The sequence below is a fragment of the Spirillospora sp. NBC_01491 genome (assembly GCF_036227065.1).
GTDB lineage: Bacteria > Actinomycetota > Actinomycetes > Streptosporangiales > Streptosporangiaceae > Spirillospora > Spirillospora xylanilytica.
Genome location: NZ_CP109432.1, coordinates 3,214,140 through 3,227,750 on the forward strand (window position 1 = coordinate 3,214,140; position 13,611 = coordinate 3,227,750).

14 protein-coding genes are annotated in these 13,611 nt (G+C 72.8%); 6 read left to right on the forward strand and 8 right to left on the reverse strand.

Translation table 11 applies throughout. The features are described 5' to 3' along the window. Genes OHA34_RS14865 through OHA34_RS14880 form a run of 4 tightly spaced genes read right to left on the reverse strand, consistent with a single transcriptional unit; the run spans nucleotide 1 to nucleotide 3,852 of the window. A complete protein-coding gene (locus OHA34_RS14865; RefSeq protein ID WP_329521957.1) occupies nucleotides 1-1,719 on the reverse strand; it encodes a hypothetical protein in 1,719 nt (572 codons plus the stop codon). Further along, complete coding sequence (locus OHA34_RS14870) at nucleotides 1,719-2,558, reverse strand: ABC transporter permease (protein WP_329521958.1); 840 nt, start codon at nucleotides 2,556-2,558, stop codon at nucleotides 1,719-1,721. Before OHA34_RS14870 ends, OHA34_RS14865 begins: the two co-directional genes overlap by 1 nt. Next, nucleotides 2,555-3,583 carry an ABC transporter ATP-binding protein gene (locus tag OHA34_RS14875; protein WP_285941685.1) on the reverse strand — a complete coding sequence of 343 codons (1,029 nt, stop codon included), beginning with the start codon at nucleotides 3,581-3,583 and terminating at the stop codon, nucleotides 2,555-2,557. The genes OHA34_RS14870 and OHA34_RS14875 overlap by 4 nt, the downstream gene beginning before the upstream one ends. Continuing rightward, on the reverse strand, nucleotides 3,580-3,852 hold the full coding sequence (locus OHA34_RS14880; protein ID WP_329522409.1) for an MbtH family protein: 273 nt from the start codon (nucleotides 3,850-3,852) through the stop codon (nucleotides 3,580-3,582). Before OHA34_RS14880 ends, OHA34_RS14875 begins: the two co-directional genes overlap by 4 nt. Nucleotides 3,853-3,998: 146 nt before the next feature. Between OHA34_RS14880 and OHA34_RS14885 the strand changes: the two genes are divergently transcribed. From OHA34_RS14885 to OHA34_RS14895, 3 genes are all read left to right on the forward strand, one after another. Further along, the gene (locus OHA34_RS14885; RefSeq protein ID WP_285941689.1) at nucleotides 3,999-4,253 is read left to right on the forward strand and encodes a phosphopantetheine-binding protein; all 255 of its coding nucleotides are present in this window, start codon (nucleotides 3,999-4,001) and stop codon (nucleotides 4,251-4,253) included. 18 nt (nucleotides 4,254-4,271) lie between these two features. Beyond that, the gene (locus tag OHA34_RS14890) at nucleotides 4,272-5,054 is read left to right on the forward strand and encodes a thioesterase II family protein (RefSeq protein ID WP_285941691.1); all 783 of its coding nucleotides are present in this window, start codon (nucleotides 4,272-4,274) and stop codon (nucleotides 5,052-5,054) included. A 110-nt stretch (nucleotides 5,055-5,164) separates the two neighbouring features. After that, complete coding sequence (locus tag OHA34_RS14895; RefSeq protein ID WP_329521959.1) at nucleotides 5,165-5,878, forward strand: helix-turn-helix transcriptional regulator; 714 nt, start codon at nucleotides 5,165-5,167, stop codon at nucleotides 5,876-5,878. A 48-nt stretch (nucleotides 5,879-5,926) separates the two neighbouring features. Here OHA34_RS14895 and OHA34_RS14900 read toward each other — a convergent pair whose 3' ends face one another. Together OHA34_RS14900 and OHA34_RS14905 are read right to left on the reverse strand one after the other, a co-directional pair. Beyond that, entirely contained in the window at nucleotides 5,927-6,799 is an 873-nt protein-coding gene (locus OHA34_RS14900) for an EamA family transporter (protein ID WP_329521960.1), read from the reverse strand. A gap of 28 nt (nucleotides 6,800-6,827) precedes the next feature. Continuing rightward, complete coding sequence (locus tag OHA34_RS14905; protein WP_285941697.1) at nucleotides 6,828-7,577, reverse strand: iron-containing redox enzyme family protein; 750 nt, start codon at nucleotides 7,575-7,577, stop codon at nucleotides 6,828-6,830. Nucleotides 7,578-7,921: 344 nt separating this feature from the next. On the opposite strand from OHA34_RS14905, the gene OHA34_RS14910 reads away from it, so the two are divergent. Further along, nucleotides 7,922-9,685, forward strand: a complete 1,764-nt coding sequence (locus OHA34_RS14910; protein WP_329521961.1) for a serine/threonine-protein kinase — start codon at nucleotides 7,922-7,924, stop codon at nucleotides 9,683-9,685. Here OHA34_RS14910 and OHA34_RS14915 read toward each other — a convergent pair. Continuing rightward, on the reverse strand, nucleotides 9,672-10,316 hold the full coding sequence (locus OHA34_RS14915) for a TetR/AcrR family transcriptional regulator (RefSeq protein ID WP_329521962.1): 645 nt from the start codon (nucleotides 10,314-10,316) through the stop codon (nucleotides 9,672-9,674). The genes OHA34_RS14910 and OHA34_RS14915 overlap by 14 nt on opposite strands. 97 nt (nucleotides 10,317-10,413) lie before the next feature. On the opposite strand from OHA34_RS14915, the gene OHA34_RS14920 reads away from it, so the two are divergent. Next, a complete protein-coding gene (locus OHA34_RS14920) occupies nucleotides 10,414-11,634 on the forward strand; it encodes a cytochrome P450 (RefSeq protein WP_329521963.1) in 1,221 nt (406 codons plus the stop codon). Between the two features lie 20 nt (nucleotides 11,635-11,654). Further along, on the forward strand, nucleotides 11,655-11,846 hold the full coding sequence (locus tag OHA34_RS14925) for a ferredoxin (RefSeq protein WP_285941705.1): 192 nt from the start codon (nucleotides 11,655-11,657) through the stop codon (nucleotides 11,844-11,846). 434 nt (nucleotides 11,847-12,280) lie between these two features. On the opposite strand, the gene OHA34_RS14930 is transcribed toward OHA34_RS14925, so the two are convergent. After that, the gene (locus tag OHA34_RS14930; RefSeq protein ID WP_329521964.1) at nucleotides 12,281-13,501 is read right to left on the reverse strand and encodes an acyltransferase family protein; all 1,221 of its coding nucleotides are present in this window, start codon (nucleotides 13,499-13,501) and stop codon (nucleotides 12,281-12,283) included. Nucleotides 13,502-13,611 lie beyond the last annotated feature (110 nt).

Genomic DNA, 13,611 nt, shown 5'->3' on the forward strand with positions numbered 1-13,611 from the left:
TCATCTCCGCTCCGGGGCCGGGGGCAGGTCCGGGTTCCGTTCCTGGGCCGGGCGCAGCTCGGCGGCGACCGCGCGCAGGCTCATGGGGGTCTCGACGTGCTCGGCCCGCAGCCCGTGGTGGCCCCGCCGGGCCAGCTCGTGGACGACCTGCGGCACCAGGCGCAGGCGCCCGCCCGCTCCGACGTAGTCCCGCGCCAGTTCCACCCGTTCCAGCGGGTGGGTCGCGAGGATGGCCGCCGTCACCGCGGCCTCGGCCGACGTCCCCGGCGTCCCGCCGGATTCGGAGCTGGGCGCGGGCTCGGGCGGTGCGCCGGGCGCGGACTCGGCGGCGGTCCGTCCGTTCACCCGGGGCGCGATGTTGAGCAGCCGGCCGAGGTCGCACAGGCGGACCTCCGGCTCGGCCGCGAGCCGCCGCATGGCGAGCGCGGTCCAGGACAGCAGCCGGTCGATCTCCGGGGCGGGGAGCATGGCGGTGTCGGCGTCCAGGGTCAGCGCCATCTCCTCCCCGACGGCCTGGGCCTGGAACAGGGAGTAGCCGGCGCGCCCCTGCTCGCTTCCGCGATGCTCGATCGGTACGGAGACCCCGGCCCCGGGACGGGCGCCGAGCGGCCCGGGGCCGTGCCCGCGCCGTACCGGCGGCCCGCCCGGCACGTAGTCGAAGTCGAGCTGGAAGGCGGGCGCGAAGCCGCGTTCGCGGGCGTGCCGGACGAGGAGCTCGCGGAACTCGTCGGGCGGGTACTCGGTGTGCCGGTACGCGCTGACGCTCTCGCGCCAGACCTGGCCCAGCAGGTCCGGCATCATCACGTCCGCGGGGATGTCCAGGACGAGGTGGGCGGGCTGGTAGAGCCCGAGGAGGCTCGCGCGTTCGGCGGCGGACGTGCGGTTGGCGCTGATGCTGCGGACGGGGAGGGCCCGCCGCCCGGTGCGCAGCCGGAGCACCGCGGCCAGGACGGCCAGGATCGCGCTCGGCCTGGTCGTCCGGTGCCTGCGGCAGACGTCGTCGGTGTCGGCGAGGAGCCCGGCGGACCGGAGCACGGCCGCGGTGAAGCGGGGCCGCCCCGCCGGTCCGTCCGGGCCGGGGAACAGCGCCGGGGGGCAGCGGGAGAGGACCCGCTCCATCCAGAGCAGCGCCGCGCCGGCCTTGGCCCTGCCCTCGTCCGACCGCTGCCAGGCCGCCCGGTCCAGGGGATTCAGCGGCTCCGCGTCCGGCCCCGCCGGTGACGGCGGCCCCGCGGGCGACGGCGGCCCCTGGAGTGCCTCGAGGAACCGGCGCCGGAGCTCGATCACGCTCCAGGCGTCCATCAGGAACCGGTCGCCCGCGAAGCCCACCGCCAGGACGCGGCCGTCCTTGACGCCCAGCACCGCGCGCCAGCGGGGCCGCCCGAGCGACCTGCGGTCAGGGCGGCGGAACGTCCCGAGGCATCCCGGCACGTCCTCGCGGAGCCGGGCCAGGGTGGACGCCCACACCGGCGGGATCACGGTCCCGGGGGCGCCGACCTGCTGGAACACCGTGCCGGCGGCGTCCTGGGCGATGGCCGTCCGCAGCACCTCGTGCCGGTCCATCAGGACGCCGAACGCCGCGCGGACGTCCTGCTCGGACGGCCCGCCGGGCAGATACCAGACGTCGCCCATCGGCGGGTACTCCTCGCCCGGCGGGTTCCAGTACTGGTTCCACCAGACCATCTCCTGGTACCAGGTCAGCGGGCCGGTCCTCCCCATCAGAACAGCCCCAGCCGGCCGGTCTTGCGGGCGTACCGGACGCTGAGCCAGAGCAGCGCCATCGCGACCGCCCCGATCGGGACGGCCTCGGCGAGCAGGAGCAGCAGCCGCGGGAGCTCGCCCGTGAGCGATCCCGATCCGACCGTGACCGCGCGCAGCGCGTCGAGCAGATGCGTCGGCGGCAGGGACTCCCCCACCGCCCGGAGCGCGCCCGGCAGGACCGCCAGCGGGTAGGTGACGCCGCACAGGAGCGTGAACACGCCCCGGGTGATCTGCAACGCCCCGGCCGCGTCCTGGAGCGACAGGGATGCGGTGGCGAACACCGCGCCGAGGGCCATCAGCGCCGGGAACGCGACCAGCAGGACGGCGAGCCAGCACGCGAGGTCGCCCCAGCCGAGCGGCACACCGAACAGCAGCCGCATCGACACCGCCGCGCTCGCGAACACCACCAGCGCCGGGACGAGCTGCGCCGGGGCACCGCCGAACAGGAGCGTGAACCGGGAGACCGGGCTGGCGAACACGATCTCGAAGGAGCCGCGGGCGCGTTCCTGCCTGAGCGCGAGACCCGGCCCCCACAGGACCGCGGTGAGCCAGAGGTACACCGACCAGCCCAGGTAGAGGAACGCGACGAAGTCGCCCGTCCCGGCCCGTTCGGCGAACGCGTCCACCGACGCGGGCGCGTCCGACGAGAGGGCCGTGGCCTGCGCGATGTAGGCCAGCGGGAGCAGCAGCATCCACAGGGCGAGGGAGACGATCTCGGCCGGGTAGCGGCGCATCAGCCGCAGTTCCTTGCGGGTCGTGGCCACGACGGCGCGGACCTCGCCCTCCAGCCGGTTCATCCGGCGCGCTCCGCCCCGGGACCGGTGACGGACAGGAACACGTCCTGGAGCGTCACGGGCTCGATGTCGACCTTGTGGACGACCGCGTCGTGCCGCTGCGCGACCTCGACCAGGCGGGGCAGCAGGTCGGTGCCCGGCGGCAGGTGCAGGACGAGGTCGACGTCGGCGCCGTCGGCGCGCTTGTCGGCCACCGTCGCGAACGCGCCGACCGCCGAGACCAGCTCGCCGTCCGCCGTGGAGCGCCCCACCCGGAGCCGGACCCGGGCGACCTGGTCGGCCTCGACCAGGCGCTTGAGCTCGGCCGGGGCGCCGAGCCGCACCACCCGGCCGCGGTCGATGACGGCGATCCGGTCGCAGAGCCGGTCGGCCTCCTCCATGTTGTGCGTGGTGATCAGGACGCTGCGCCCGTCCTCGCGCAGCCGGGCGATCCGCTCCCGGAGCTGCGCGGCCGACCGGGGGTCCAGGCCCGAGGTGGGCTCGTCCAGCAGCAGCACGGCCGGTTCCTGGAGCAGGGCCCGCGCCAGCGACAGCCGCTGCCGCATCCCCGTCGAGTAGCGTTCGGCGTAGTCGCCGGCGCGGTCGAGCAGGTCGGTGTCGCGCAGCACCTGGTCGATGCGGGCCCCGATCACGCGGGGCGGCAGGTGGTAGAGCGCGGCGAAGTACTCGAGGTTCTCCCGGCCGGTGAGCTTCCAGTAGACGCTGCGCTCGCCGCCGATCACCACCCCCAGGTGCCGGCGGGCCCGGCCCGGCTCGGCGACGGCGTCGACGCCGCAGACCTCGACGGTGCCGCGGGTCGGTTCGAGCAGGGTCGCCATCATCCGCACGGTGGTCGACTTGCCGGCGCCGTTGGGCCCGACGAGCCCGAGGATCTCCCCGGCCCCGACCCGGAGGTCGACGCCGTCGACCGCGCACACCTCGCGCCGGTCGTCGGGGGCGCGCCGGACCCGCTGCGCGAGGGTGCGGCGTCCCTGCCGGAAGGTCTTGGACACCCCGGAGAGCGCCAGCACGGCGCCGTCCCCCGTCATCGGCCGCCTCCGGGAACCGGCCCGTCCGCGGAGACCGGCACGTCCGTGGAGACCGGCCCGTCCGCGGGAACGTCCGCCGATCGGGCGATCCACTCCAGGCAGGCGGCCTTCGGGCCGGTGAACCCGGCCGGCCGCCAGCCGCGCGGCAGCGGTCTGGCCGCGGGCCAGATCGAACGGCGTCCCTCATGATTACGCACCGTGATGAACGTCCCCGTCTCATCGTCGAAGATCGATGCCCGGCTCACGAGGGGAGTCGACCAACCGGACATCACGCCCGACAAGTCGCTCTTCGGACGTCTCTGACCGATCCCCCTAACCCACGTCCCAGAAAGGAGACCCGCAAAGAAAGACTGGGCACCCTGATCAAGATCACGCAAACTTTCGGATCATCTCCGATGAGAGGGTGCCTGGAGAGATGACGAACCCCGCGGCATCACCGGACGACCTGAACTCACGGATGCGGCAGATCTGGGAGGAGGTTCTGAAGGCTCCGATCGGAGCCGACGAGACCTTCTTCGCCCTCGGCGGCGATTCCCTCAGCGCGACCCGCATCGTGACCCGCGTCCGCGAGCGGCTCGGAATCTCACTCTCCGTGCTCGACGTCTTCGACGCACCCACACTTTCCGAATTCAGCGCGCTCGCCCGCAGCGTGCCGATCCCGGTCGACTGACCACCGGAAGGGGCGCGGATGACGTTGGACGCGAAGGCATGGCTGGTCCGCCTCCCCGGCCCGGACGAGCCCATTCGGAACGGTCCGGCCGTGCGCCTGTTCGGCTTTCCCAACGTCGGCGCCGGGCCGACCGCCTTCGCCGGGCTGGCCCGCCGGCTCCCGGCCCGCGTCGAGATGTGGGGCGTGGCACTGCCTGGCCGCGAGGCCAGGTTCACCGAACCGCCGCGCACCGAACTCGCGCCGCTCGTGGCGGAACTGGCCGCCGCGCTGCTGCCCCACACTGATCACCCGTACGCGTTGTTCGGGTACTGCTCCGGCGCGCTGCTCGCCTATCTGGTGGCGCGCCGGCTGGCGGACCTCGGAGCACCCGATCCGGTCAGGCTCGTCGTGGCGGACTATCCGCCGCCGCACCTCCGGAACCGCACTCCGGACGCGTTACTGCCACTGGAGTCCGGCGCCTTCTGGGACCGGCTCATCGAGAATGGGGGAATTCCCGAACAGATCGTCCAGCTCAAGGATCTCCGCGAGGTCTTCGAACCGGCGTTCCGCGCCGATTACCGCCTCCTCGCACAGTACGAGCATCGGCCGGGACCACCGGTCCGATCCCCCATCACGTCGCTGACCGGCGGGCGAGACCCGCGCGCCGGCCACGACGCCGCCGGCTGGGGACGGCACAGCGACGGGGGCGTTGACCAAGAGAGAATCGGGCACCATAAGTGGATCCTGACCGAGTCGGTCGACGAACTGGCCGACCGGCTCGGCTGGATACTGGGACGATCCACTCCCATGGAGGGCAGATGACCGTGAACCGGACATCGCACAGCTTTCAGGTCTATCCAGTTGCCAACAGCGACGCTTCCACACCTGAGGACCCCCACAACATCGTCCTCCTTCACGATGGGTCCCTGCTGATGCGCGGCACCCAGAGCGCACTGGAGTCGGTCGAGAACCTGTTCTCGGTCACCGCCGTCCAGTCCGTGTCGGCGGTGCAGGACCGCCTGGCGCGGGACCCCTCCGACATCCAGGTCCTGCTCATCGGCCTTCCGTCGGCCGTCGACGGGCCCTTCCTCGACCACGTGCACCAGTGGTCGCAGCGGGTGCTGATCCTGGGGATCTCCCGGATGATCGACCGCCGCCAGCTGTCCTCGCTGATCGCCGCCGGGGTGCACGGCTACCTGGACATGGACGCCGAACCCGAGACGCTCTTCGCGGCCTTGCAGATCGTGGCGAGGGGCCGCTTCTTCTTTTCCGGCTCGACCGTGGGCGAACTGTTCAGCCTGCCCGATCCCGACCCCGCGCCCGGTCCCGGGCCCTCGGCCGCGCCGGGCCGCCCGTCCGCGATCAACCTCCCGGCCGGCCTCACCGACCGGGAGGGACAGGTCCTCGCGCTCGTGGCGGAGGGCTGGACGCACAAGCAGATCAGCTCCAAGCTGGGCCTGTCCAAGGCGACCGTCGACACCTACGTCCAGCGCATCCGCCAGAAGCTGAGGCTCCGCAACAAGGCCGACCTCACCCGCGCCGCGGTCCAGTTCGGGATCGGCACCCCGCTCTCCGACGCGGGCCCGCCCCCGTCCCCGCTGCACTCCACCATCACCCAGATCCGCAACACCAACGCGGTCATCTGACCGTCCGCCGCCCGCGGCCGGCCCGGGGCGCGGCGGGTTCCGCAGGGGTCAGTCCGGTCGAGGCGCGCGGGTGAGGCTCGTCCGGACCGCTCCGGCCGACGCGGCGACCACCAGGGCGATGCCCGCGAGCTGGACCCCGCGCGGCGCCTGGGCCAGCGCCACGTAGCCGACGGCGAGGCTGATCACCGGGCTGAGGCTGAGCAGGACGCCGAACGTGTGGGGCGTGACGTACCGGAGGCAGAGCAGGTCGAGGCTGTAGGGGAGCGCGGAGGAGAACAGGCCGACCGCCAGCGCCAGGAGCAGGACCCGCCCGTCCAGCCGGGCGCCGACCTGGGTGACGGCGACCGGCGACCAGACGAGGGCGCTGAGGATCATGGCCGCCACCAGGCCGGTGCGGTCGGGAAAGTCGTCGCCGAGCCGGCGGGTGAGCAGGACGTAGGCGCCGCGGAGCACGGCGGCGGCGCCCGCGAAGGCCAGGCCCGCCGCCGACAGGCCGCCCGGGGCGGTGAGCAGGACGAGCCCGCCGGCGGCCAGCAGCGCCCACCCCGCGTCGGACCGGCTGCGGGCGGCGGCCAGCGCCACCGTGAGCGGGCCGAGGAGCTCGATGGTGGTGGCGACGCTGAGCGGCAGGTGGTCGATGGCGGCGAAGAACGCGAAGTTCATCCCGGAGATCACGGCGGCGTAGGCGCAGACGACGGGCAGGTGCCGCCGGGTGATCCGGCCGAGGCGCCGTCCCGGCAGCAGCGCGAGGACGAGGGCGGCCAGGATCACCCGCAGGGAGACCGTGCCCCAGGTCCCGATCCGGTCGAACAGGTGGGTGGCCGCGGCGGCGCCCACCTGGAGGCTGGTGATCTGGATCGGGACCAGGGCGGGCGCCAGCGCGGCCCGGCGCCCGGCACCGGCACCGGCGGTCGCGGTCACGAGGCGCCCGGCCGGACGGCGGGTGCCGTCACCGCGCGGCGAGCATCGCTTCGTGGACGCCGGTCCAGTAGTCGGCGGTCAGGCCGAGGAAGCCGTCGAAGCCCTCGCGGACCCGGTCGAGGTCGTCATCTCCATGGCAGACGGCGGCGGCCGAGACGATGGCCTCGGCCTTGTGCTCCTTTTCCGCCTCGCCGATGTGGACGTAGAAGTACTCGCACTCCTCGTGGAACTCGTCCTCGCCGTAGAGGTGCTTGTAATTGCGCACCCCTTCGTAGAGCCGGACGAGCATCGAGTAGGCGAGGTGCTCCTGCCCGAGCAGGGCGCCCTGGACGACCCGCTGGTCGGAATCGGTGAACAGGGCGCGCTGGCCCTTTCCGAAAGCGCGCGTGGAGGCCAGCGGCTCGGCTGCACGCAGTTCGTCCACCGTGAAGGGAGCGCCGCGCAGGCGGGTGAGCAGGTCGGTGAGGAACCGCTCGAGCAGGAGCAGGTGCGCTTTGGCGGGATCGCCGTTTCCGTACTCGGAGTACAGGTTCTTGACGCATTCCACGCGGGCCGCGAGGTCGTCGGTGTGCAGCACCGAAAGGGCCACCATGACCGAGGTGTTCACCGTCCGGGCGTAGAACTCGCGCGCGAACGTCTCGACCTGGGGATAAGGGAGCGGGGCGGACGCCCAGAGCCGGTAGAAGTCGTTGTCGAGCGCGGGACTGCGGTGGACGGCGGCGGCGAGTTCCCGTACGGGTCCGAGGTACGACGTGGCCAGGGTCTGCTGGGCGGACATGGTCCTCCTTGACAGCGGATGATCATTTCGTGCCCTGATGTCGCTTCTGCAAGCATCCTGCATTAAAGGGCACTCCGGGAAAACCCCCTATTTGCCAGGTTTCACATCAGCCCAGGCCGAACCGTCTCCGCCCATCGGAGATCGGCTCCGGCCGCCCCTCAGTGCGTCGCTCGACGAGCACCACGCCCCTCCCCGGCGAGCGCCCCGGCGGCCCGGGAGCCCGGGATCCGGGCCGAAATCCGCCCAAAGAGGGTCGAAGCAGGATCATGAACTCAAAGTCCTGGGCGGTATCCATCCAATAAGGTGCCTAGCGACCCGCTCCCACGCACCAGGAGTCACTTCCGATGCCGGAATCCGAGCCCCTCGGCCCCGACGACCCGTCCGTCCTGGGGCCCTACCGGCTGTCCGGCCGGCTCGGCATGGGCGGCCAGGGGGTGGTCTACCTGGGGCACGGCGCCGACGGCACACCCGTCGCGGTGAAGGTGCTCCGCGAGGACATCGCCGCCGACGCGCGCGTGCGCGAGCGCTTCACCAAGGAGATCGCCGCCGCCCGCCGCGTCGACCCGTTCTGCATCGCGCAGGTCCTCGACGCGTCCCTGGAGGGCCGGCGCCCCTACATCGTCACCGAGTACATCGAGGGCCCGTCGCTCCAGCAGGCCGGGCCGCGCGCCGGGTCGGCGCTGCAACGGCTCGCCGTCGCGACCGCGACGGCGCTGGCGGCGATCCACGAGGCCGGCGTCGTCCACCGCGACTTCAAGCCCTCGAACGTCCTGCTCGGGCCGGACGGCCCCCGAGTGATCGACTTCGGCATCGCGCGCGACACCGAGTCGCCCCTCACCCTCACGAGCAGCATCATCGGTACCCCGGCCTACATGGCGCCGGAGCAGTTCGCCGGGGAGACCGTCGGCCCCCCGGCGGACGTCTTCGCCTGGGGCGCGGTCATCGCGTTCGCCGCCACCGGCGGGCCCCCGTTCGGCGCGGACACCTTCCCGGCCATCATGCACCGCGTCCTCCAGGCCGAGCCCGACCTCGACAAGCTCCCGGAGCCGCTGCGGTCCACCATCGCCGCGTGCCTGGTCAAGGACCCCGCCCAGCGGCCTCCCATGCAGACCGTGCTGCTCCGCCTCCTCGGCGCCCAGTCACGTCAGACCGCGCCGCAGACACAGCCCACCGCGCCGCCGCCCGTGCCCGTGCAGCCGCCCGGTCCGCCGGCGGCGCACACCAACCCCCTGCCGCCCCCACCCGGCCCCGCGCCCACGCAGTCCGGTCCCCTGCCGCCCCAAGACGTCCCGCCTGCTGCTCTGAACAGCCCTCCCCCGATGCCGATGCCGGTGTCCCCGCAGACCGTGTTGGACGGCGGCAGGGCGGGCGGACGCACGAAGCAGGCGTCCTCCGGCCGGCGTCCCGCCGTCCTGCTGGGAGCGGGAGCGGCGGGTCTCGTGGCGGTGGCCGTCCTTGCGGGCGTGGTCGCCTGGTCTTGGCCGGACGGGTCCGCCGGCAGCGGGGGACGCGACGAGTCCGGGCAGTTCGGCAGCGGCTCCCAGGAGCTGGCCGGGGCGGGGAACCAGCCCGATTCCGGGGCCAGGGCGAACGGCGGGGCTTCGGCGAAGCCCTCCGCCTCCCCGACGACCACGAACGGGAGCCACGGCCCGTCCGGCTCGCCCAGTCCGGGCAAGAGCCCGGGCAAGGGCTCCGGCTCGGGATCAGGCTCGGGATCAGGCTCGGGCACCGGTTCCGATGGCGGGGGCGGAGGCGGCGAGAGCACCGGTGGAGGTGGGGGCGGCACCGGGACCACCCCCGGCAGGCCGAGCGGAGGGGGCGCGCGGATCGCCTATTTCACGGTCGGCTCGGGAGGCAAGTGCTTCGCCAAGGGCGAATTCTTCCCCTTCAAGTACAGCATCGCGACGGACAAGAACCCGACGCCCATCAAGTTCAGCATCTACTTCGACGGCCGGCTGGGCAGAGGTCACCCGATCAGCACCGTCGGGGAACCGAACTTCAGCAATTCCAATTCCCAGTCCGAGGACACGGCCGGCACGCACACCTACAGGATCGTTCTGCACAGCCCGGTTCAGCAGGAGCGGACCGCCTCGGTCAAGGTCTGCTGACCCCTGGGTGGGGCGCGGACAGCACGAGGGGCAGGAAGATCTCGTCGACGATCTCCATGATGGCGCCGTCCGGGACCGGGGCCCCGTGCAGCAGGAACTCGCTGCGCAGCAGGTCGGTCGCCACCGTCGCCCGGCGGGAGTCCAGCACCGACGCGGCCACCTCGCCGCGCGCGACGGCGCGCTGGAGAACCGCGATCACGGCGGACGGTCCGGTGCTGAACGCCTGCTCCCGGACGGCGCGGGCCAGTTCCGGGTCGCTGACCATCTCGGCCAGCAGGCCGCGCAGCATCAGCCCGACATGGGACGCCAGCCGGTCCGACAGCAGCCGTAGCAGCACGATCATGTCGGTGCGGAGGAGTCCGGTGTCGGGCACCTCGGCGCCGGTGATCGCGAACCGCCGCCAGACGTCCACCAGCAGTTCGGCGCGGCTGGACCAGCGCCGGTAGACGGTCGACTTGCTGGTGCGCGCGCGGGCGGCGACGCGGTCCATGGTCAGCCCGGCGTAGCCGGTCTCGGCCAGCTCCTCCAGCGCCGCGGTGAGGATCGCGTGCTCCAGCACCTCGCCCCGGCGGCGCGGACCCTTGCGATGGTCGGCGCGGCTCGTGGTGTCGGGTGACAGGACGGCTCCCAAGGTCGTGAAAGGACCCGTTGCCTTCCTTGGCAGGGGAGCTTACCCTCCAATACATAGAGGACAGGTCGTCCTCTATTTGACAGGTGTAAGGGGCCCCATGACCGACACCTTCTCCCCGTCCCCCGCCGTCCCCGCCTACCCCCAAGCCCGGACGTGTCCCTACCGGCTCCCCTCCGGCTACGACCACCTGCGCGACGACGAGGCGCCGTTGACGCGCGTCCGGCTGTACGACGGCCGCACCGCGTGGGTCGTCACCCACCACGAGACCGCGCGCACCCTGCTGGCCGACCCCAGGCTCTCGTCCGACCGGCTCCGCGACGGGTTCCCGGTCATCTCGCCGCGCTTCCTCGCCCTGACCCGGCGCAACATCCGTCCCGGCCTCATCGGGATGGACCGGCCCGAGCACGGCGCCCAGCGCAGGCTGCTGATCGCCGACTTCACGGTGCGGCGGATCAAGTCCATGCGCGGCGACATCGAGCGGATCGTGGCCGGGTTCCTCGACGAGATGCTCGCCGCCGGGCCGCCCGCCGACCTGGTCACCGCGTTCGCGCTGCCGGTGCCCTCGATGGTCATCTGCAACCTGCTCGGCGTCCCCTACGAGGACCACGCGTTCTTCCAGGGCGCCAGCCGCCGGCTGCTCCAGTCCGAGACCGCCGACGGCACCGCCGCCGCCCGCGACGACCTGGCCGACTACCTCAGGGACCTCATCGCCGAGCGGGAGCGCAGTCCCGGCCCCGGGCTGCTGGGCCGGCTGGTGACGGGCCTGGCGTCCGGCGAGGGGCCGGACCGCGAGGACCTGGTCTCGCTGGCCATCCTGCTCCTGGTCGCCGGGCACGAGACCACCGCGTCGATGATCTCGCTGAGCGTCATCACGCTGCTGGAGCACCCCGACCAGTTCGCCGCGCTGCGCGCCGACCCGGAGGTGATGCCCGAGGCGGTGGAGGAACTGCTCCGCTACCTGTCCATCGCCGACCTGGCGGGCGTGCGCATGGCCACCGGCGACATCGAGGTCGGCGGCATCACCATCCGCGCCGGCGAGGGCGTCATCGTGTCCAACGCCATCACCAACCGGGACGGCGCCGCGTTCGAGGCCCCCGACGTCTTCGACGTGCACCGCTCGGCCCGCCACCACCTCGCGTTCGGCTACGGCGTGCACCAGTGCCTGGGGCAGAACCTGGCCAGGATGGAGCTCCAGATCGCCCTGACCGCCCTGTTCGACCGCGTCCCCACGCTGCGGCTCGCGGTGCCGGCCGACACGCTGACCCTGCGGCCCGCGTCCACGATCCAGGGCGTCAACGAGCTCCCGGTCACCTGGTGAGGGGAACGGAGGAGGGTTCCATGCGCGTCACCGCCGACAGGGAGATCTGCGTGGGCGCCGGCATGTGCGCGCTCACCGCCCCCGGGGTCTTCGACCAGGACGAGGACGGCCTGGTCACCGTCCTGCGCCCGGCCCCCGGCGACGCCGACCGCCCCGACGCGCGCCAGGCCGCCGACCTGTGCCCGTCCGGCGCCGTCCAGATCACCGAGTGACGCCGTCCCGGACGCCCCGCCCGGCGGGGCGTCCGGGCGGTGCGCGTCCGGTCACCTGAGGGCGGCGGGCTCGGCGGTCACCGCAAAAGGGTCAGCACTCAGCCGTACACCAGCGGGAACGCGGTCAATGCGAGAGCGGCCCACCAGAGCCATGCCCGAGTTCGCGGGCTCCGGCTCGTCCCCAGCGACATTCAGCAACCTTTCAGTCAAGGGTGAACCGCACACCCTAGACCCGGCCTGTGTCAGGAATTCGCCCTCCGCTCGGGCGCGGCCCGATCGGCGAACACCGCGCACACGCCGCCCGCTGTCGAGCGGCTCGGGGATAGTGCGGATTTCCCCTCCGCACTGTTATGAACGATGCGTGGTGCGGCGCAGATCCGGTCGATTCGGCGTCAATGTGGTGAGCACCGAGAACCGGCTGGACGGCCAGGCCCTTACGCGACGGGTACGGTGACCGGCGCGGACTCGCCGACGCGGGCGGGACGGGCGATGCGGCGGCCGAGGCGCTGGGCCGGGGCCTCGATCCAGCGCTGGGCCGCCCAGCTCACCGCCAGCAGGACCACGACGAACGCGACCAGCTTCGGCACCTCCTCGCGGCCGGTGGTGCCGAAGAACTGGTTCGACAGCATCAGCATCAGCGGGTGCAGCAGATAGACCGAGAAGCTCGCGGTGCCGAGCGCCGTCGCCCAGCGCGGGAACCGCCGGCGCCGGAGCAGCCACGCGGCGCCGAACGTCACGGCCGCCGCCACGATCGAGCCGGACCAGACGATCTGGACGTGCCACGCGTACGTCCCGTACCCGGCCGTGTTCCACACCCCGGTGCCGACCACGGCCAGCAGGACGAAACCCGCCGTCACCGCGGCGGTCCGGCGGCCGACCTGGCCGTGTTCGGCGCGGTAGAGGACGGTGCCGGTGAACATGACCGCCAGCATCGACATCCCCTCCCAGGCGGCGATCCGGCCGTTCAGCGTCACCAGCACGAGGGCCAGCAGCCCGCCGAGCAGCCCCCCGGCGGTGCGGACGGCGGGACGGCCCGACATCGCCGCCGCGATCGCCGCCAGGAACACCGCGGCGGTCACGCCGGCGACGGTGCCGGTGCCGGCGACCCGCGACAGCAGCGTCATCGGCAGCAGCCCGCCCACGAGCAGCGCCGCCGCCGCGACCCCGGCGGCGGCCGGCACCGAGCGGCGGTGCGCGCCCACCACGAACAGCGCGACGATCAGCAGGTAGAAGACCATCTCGTACGACAGCGTCCACAGCACGTTCATCGCGTTCGGCACGGCCAGCAGGTCCTGCAACATCGTCAGGTGCGTCAGCACCGCGGTCACCGGGTCGTACCGCTCCAGCCCGGCCCGCAGCCCGGTCAGCCCGAGCAGGAACGGCAGCACCGCCACCGCGCACGCCGCCGCCAGCAGCGGGTAGATGCGGAAGACCCGGCCGATCCAGAACTCGCGCACGCTCCCGCGCCGCTCCAGCGACGCCGGCACGATGTACCCGCTGACGAGGAAGAACACCAGCACCCCGTACCGCCCGGGGTCGAACCAGCCGGCCATCCGCACCTGAAGCCCCGGCACGTACAGGTAGCTCGCGTGATGCAGCGCCACCAGCAGCGCCGCCCACCCCCGCAGCACGTCCAGCCATCCCAGCCGGGCCACGGACGAAAGATCCGATTGGTGATCCACAACGACAGACTAGGCGGATATTCACATGTCGCCCATATTTCCCAGAGATATCCGTCTCTCCCACCGCCCCGAGCGGCCGGGGC

What these genes read in the sequence shown, in the direction of transcription:
- OHA34_RS14865 (WP_329521957.1), bottom strand. Translation starts at nt 1,719, where the DNA reads ATGGGGAGGACCGGCCCGCTGACCTGGTACCAGGAGATGGTCTGGTGG.
- OHA34_RS14870 (WP_329521958.1), bottom strand. Translation starts at nt 2,558, where the DNA reads ATGAACCGGCTGGAGGGCGAGGTCCGCGCCGTCGTGGCCACGACCCGC.
- OHA34_RS14875 (WP_285941685.1), bottom strand. Translation starts at nt 3,583, where the DNA reads ATGACGGGGGACGGCGCCGTGCTGGCGCTCTCCGGGGTGTCCAAGACC.
- OHA34_RS14880 (WP_329522409.1), bottom strand. Translation starts at nt 3,852, where the DNA reads ATGTCCGGTTGGTCGACTCCCCTCGTGAGCCGGGCATCGATCTTCGAC.
- OHA34_RS14885 (WP_285941689.1), top strand. Translation starts at nt 3,999, where the DNA reads ATGACGAACCCCGCGGCATCACCGGACGACCTGAACTCACGGATGCGG.
- OHA34_RS14890 (WP_285941691.1), top strand. Translation starts at nt 4,272, where the DNA reads ATGACGTTGGACGCGAAGGCATGGCTGGTCCGCCTCCCCGGCCCGGAC.
- OHA34_RS14895 (WP_329521959.1), top strand. Translation starts at nt 5,165, where the DNA reads ATGCGCGGCACCCAGAGCGCACTGGAGTCGGTCGAGAACCTGTTCTCG.
- OHA34_RS14905 (WP_285941697.1), bottom strand. Translation starts at nt 7,577, where the DNA reads ATGTCCGCCCAGCAGACCCTGGCCACGTCGTACCTCGGACCCGTACGG.
- OHA34_RS14910 (WP_329521961.1), top strand. Translation starts at nt 7,922, where the DNA reads ATGCCGGAATCCGAGCCCCTCGGCCCCGACGACCCGTCCGTCCTGGGG.
- OHA34_RS14920 (WP_329521963.1), top strand. Translation starts at nt 10,414, where the DNA reads ATGACCGACACCTTCTCCCCGTCCCCCGCCGTCCCCGCCTACCCCCAA.
- OHA34_RS14925 (WP_285941705.1), top strand. Translation starts at nt 11,655, where the DNA reads ATGCGCGTCACCGCCGACAGGGAGATCTGCGTGGGCGCCGGCATGTGC.